Origin of the sequence: Streptomyces sp. MBT53, from assembly GCF_016654115.1 — a bacterium.
In the GTDB taxonomy this organism is placed as follows: domain Bacteria; phylum Actinomycetota; class Actinomycetes; order Streptomycetales; family Streptomycetaceae; genus Streptomyces.
Genome location: NZ_JAEQAZ010000354.1, coordinates 1 through 4,485, shown reverse-complemented (window position 1 = coordinate 4,485; position 4,485 = coordinate 1). Strand labels below are relative to the sequence as shown.

The following is a 4,485-nucleotide window of genomic DNA, read 5'->3' as shown; positions in this document are numbered from 1 at the left end:
CGACGTCACACAGGCCCTAGAGCCTCTGGTGTCTGCTCCCCTGGTTCCAACGTCCCGAAGTCGCTGGCGGGTTGCATCCATTCCATGTAGGCCAAGTAGATCTCACGACGTTCCGTTCTTAGCTGGCGCGCATGCTCGATCCGCCCCTGATCAGGTGCTTGGCGACGGGCCGCGACGTACCCGAGCAAACCCGTTATCGCGCTTCCTGCCACACCAACGGCGGCGCCGAGCACCGCAGCGAGCCCCTGATCCATAAAGACATGGTGCACAACTCTCAGCGCTGTAGCACTACTTCGAGGAGGTCCCGGTATGCCTCTGCCGAAGAACGGCGCAGCGTGGCCGCCTCCGGCGTGGGCCGCGCACTACGAGGCGATGCGCGTCGACGACGCGTGGTACAGCGGCGACCGAAAGCGCCTCGCCCGCGTCTACACCAACCACCTGCGGCACACCGAGCGCCGCCGGCTGTGGGGACGCCGGTCGTTAGAGCACCGCCTCGACCGGCGCGACCACCGCCTACACGTCCCCCTCGCCGGCGACATCGCCGCGACCTCGGCCGCCCTGCTGTTCTCCGACATGCCGACGATCGCCGTCGAGGACGCCCCCACACAGGCCCGCCTCGACCAGCTGCTCGACGAGGGCCGCGCCCAACAGGTGTTCCTCGGCGCCGCCGAGCAGGCCGCCGCCCTGTCCGGGGTGTTCCTGCGGGTGACGTGGGACCGCGACCTAGTACCGCGCCCCCTGCTCACCGTCATGCAGCCCGACGGCGCGATCCCCGAATGGCGCTTCGGCCTGCTGCGCGCCGTCAACTTCTGGCGCGAGCTGGACGGTTCGACCACCTCGACCGTATGGCGGCACTTCGAGCGGCACGAGCCCGGCCGCATCGTGCACGCCCTGTACGAGGGCACCGCCGAGAACGTCGGCCGCCGGGTGCCGCTCACCGAGCACCCCGACACCGACGACCTGGTCGGCAGCCTCGACGCCGACGGCGACACCATCACCACCGGCATCCAGCAACTCACCGCCGCCTACGTCCCCAACATGCTGCCCAACCGGCTGCACCGCGGCTCACCCATCGGCCGCTCGGACTATGCAGCCCCGATCTACGACCTGTTCGACAGCCTCGACGAGGTATGGACATCGTGGATGCGCGACATCCGCCTCGCCCGCGCCCGCCTGATCGTCCCCGACGGGTACATGCGCAACGAGGGCGCAGGCAAGGGCGCATCGTTCGACGACGACCGCGAGGTCTGGCACTCCCTCCGCATGCCGCCCAACGAGGGCGCCGGCATCACCCTGAACCAGTTCGACATCAGGGTCGAGGAGCACCGCAGCACCACCGAGGCCATCACACGGGAGGCCGCACAGTCGGCCGGCTACAGCCCGCAGTCGTTCGGCCTCGACGGCGACGGAGCGCCGGTCACCGCGACCGAGGTCGACGCCCGCGACGCCCGGAGCATGGTCACCCGCCGCAAGAAGGCCGGCTACTGGCGGCACGCCGTCACCGACATGTGTCACGTCCTGCTGCTGCTCGACGCGACCCTGTTCGGCAGCAGGATCACACCGGACCGACCGCGCGTGGAGTTCGGCGACGGCGTCGCCGAGTCCGCCGAGCAGACAGCGACCACACTCGACCTGCTCAACCGCGCCGGGGCCGTCAGCACCGCGACGAAGGTGAAGATCCTTAACCCGACGTGGGACGACACCGCCGTACAAGCCGAAGTGCGGGCGATCCTCGCCGAGACAGGCGCCGCCGCACCCGATCCCGTCGGAACTTTCCCCAACTGACAATGTTCGGTGCAGTTCGTCAGTCTTCACTTCAACTGCTCACCAACTGATTTTGACGCGTATAACTTTCCCCGTTGCATAACTCCAAGGTAGTGTTTCACCTGAAACACCATGTGAAGTTGTGCTGATGCACAGCGAAGGACCCAACGACCGGGTGCGAACCGGTCGTCGGGCCCTTGCCGTGGTGTGCAGCTAGTGAGCCCGGCCGTCTAGACATCGGCCGGGCTCATTGCTGAGTCCATGCCGTACGTCCGGGGATCACGTCAGGGACGCTCGCGCGAGCCCTACCGCAGCAACCATTCGATGATGAACCTAATGATCGTCAGGACCACCCTGATGATCGGCAACCAGTCGGTCAGCGACGAACGCCGGTTCGGCTTCCGCTTCCGCCTCGCGATCCAACCACCGTGATCTTCTCGGTACTTCATCATGTATCACCTCCTCGCAACCCCAAAGTGCCCTGGATCTCAGGGCGTTCACCGGCAAAGCCGGCAAGCACGCGCGGGGTTGCGCGAGGTGACAGTGAGAATCATATGTCGTCGCCGGACACTTGGGGCGTGCTGATAAACCGGCACCTTGATTCCTCGCACCCCGCGAGACTCTGACCATTGGTTTCTCCGGGATTTGATGCCCCGTTTCACCACCCGTGTCAATCCGCGTCACCCATTCAAGCGTTCTGAGGGTGAAGGTGATCCAGGAGGAGCGCGTGCCGATCCACCCGGGCATGGTCGAAGACCTCGCCGGGACCACCCGTGACCTGTACGCCGCCACCGCGGCTGTTGCGCATCATTACCCGGCAGCTCGCCGACGGCCTCGACGCCCCGGGTTGAGTCGAGCGGACGCTCGCCGCAATACAGGCCGAAGTACGGGCGATCCTCGCCGAGACCGGCGCCGCCGCACCCGATCCCGTCGGGACGTTTCCAATCGGCTAGGTCCCAGACCAGCCCGTTTCAGAGTCCCAACAGTGCACGACAATGGCACCGTCGTGGGCGCCGGTCACCCGCCACGCCGACGCCTCCCACGCAAGTCGCGGAACGGGGGCACTGCTCAGATCTGGGCATGGCGCGTCCTGAAGGGCGAGTAGCTGCCCGAGAGCTTCGGCCGGTATATCCAGTGGAACCATCACGGTCCAGCCAGCTTCTGTCCGTAGCGTGATCAGGTGTGGCGGCTCCGCCCGAGGGGGCAGATTGCGCCCGGACTCATGACGCAGGAAACGGCGCACAGCGGCACGTGTCGCTTCGTCGATAGCCCCTGCGAGCCGGTTGCCGAAGTGTGAGGCAACTGCTTGCAAGAAGGGTGCTGCTGCCGCAGCGGTTGCGAAACCGACGGCGAAGCTGTGGTTGCCGCCGCCGAGGATAGTTTGGCTGTTGTCCCCAAAGACCAAACTGCCGGCCGAGCCCTGCTTATCAGTCATGAAGTGCCCTTCCCCTCAAGTCAGCATGACAGTCACGGCACCTGACCCGCCAGCAGATCACGGACAGACGGGGGTGAGCAGTGCCGATCCATCCGGGCATGGTCGAAGACCTCGCCGCCGGTACCCGCGACCTGTACGCCGCCGCCGAGGAACGGCTGTTGGGCATCATCGCCCGGCAGCTCGCCGACGGCCTCGACGCCCCTCGTTGGGTCGAGCGGAAGCTCGCCGCCGTACAGGTCGTGCGCCGCGCCGCACAGGGCGTCGTCGACGAACTCGGCAAGGCGATGTCCCTCGACGTGTTCGACGCCGTCGCCGAGGCGTACAACACCGGGCACCGCGCCGCGGTCGCCGAGATCGGCGCCCTGTCCGACGACTCCCGCCGCCTGGTCGACGAGGTCGCCCCGAACGCGCAGGCCGTCGACCGGCTCGCGCAGGAAACCGTCGACCGGCTCACTGCGACGCACCGCTCGATTCTGCGGGCGGTCGACGACCAGTACCGGACGGTCGTCGCCGAGGTCACCGCAACGCCCCTGCTCGGCACCGGCACCCGCCGGCAGGCCACGCAGGACGCCATGCGCCGGTTCGCCGACCGCGGCATCGCGTCGTTCACCGACCGCGCCGGCCGCCGTTGGCAGCTCACCTCGTACGCGGAGATGGCCGTACGGACGTCTGTCGGCCGCGCCGCGACCGAGGCGCACATGCGCACGCTCGGCGAGGCCGGCGTCGACCTGGTGGTCGTGTCCGACTCCCCGCGCGAGTGCCCGCTCTGCCGCCCGTGGGAGCGCCAGGTGTTGACCGTGGGCGGGCCGGACGGCGAGCGCACGGTCGAGGCCGAGCACGCGACCGAGGACGGCCGCACGGTCCGGGTGAGCGTCGCCGGTTCGCTCGACGAAGCGCGCCGCGCCGGTCTCCAGCACCCGAACTGCCGTCACAGCGTGTCCGCGTACGCCCCCGGCATCACGCGCGTGGAGAACGCGACCAGTGACCCCGCCGGCTACGAGGCAGGGCAGCGACAGCGGAAGATCGAGCGGAACATCCGGCGATGGAAGAACCGTGAGGCCGCCGCCGTCACCCCCGAGGCGCAGCGCGCCGCCCGCGTCAAGGTGCGGCAGTGGCAGGGCGCCATGCGTGACCACCTCGCCGCCCACCCCGACCTACGCCGACTGCGGGCGCGCGAGCAGCCGGGCGCATCCAACCTCCCCGCCCCGCGCACCGAAGCGACGCCGGCCCAACTCGACGCCGCACGCGTATGGTCGGGGGACGAGCGCTCGCTACGGGAGATGCGC

The 4,485-nt window shown here is 68.4% G+C and carries 2 protein-coding genes; both read left to right on the top strand.

Annotated elements, in window-relative coordinates; all coding sequences use genetic code 11:
* Nucleotides 1–309: 309 nt before the first annotated feature.
* Nucleotides 310–1,785, top strand: a complete 1,476-nt coding sequence (locus tag JHN45_RS50645; protein ID WP_201056221.1) for a phage portal protein — start codon at nt 310–312, stop codon at nt 1,783–1,785.
* 1,494 nt (nt 1,786–3,279) lie between these two features.
* Nucleotides 3,280–4,485 (top strand): phage minor capsid protein (locus JHN45_RS50640; RefSeq protein ID WP_307783446.1); only part of this gene is annotated, 1,206 nt, incomplete at its 3' end.

What these genes read in the sequence shown, in the direction of transcription:
- JHN45_RS50645 (WP_201056221.1), top strand. Translation starts at nt 310, where the DNA reads ATGCCTCTGCCGAAGAACGGCGCAGCGTGGCCGCCTCCGGCGTGGGCC.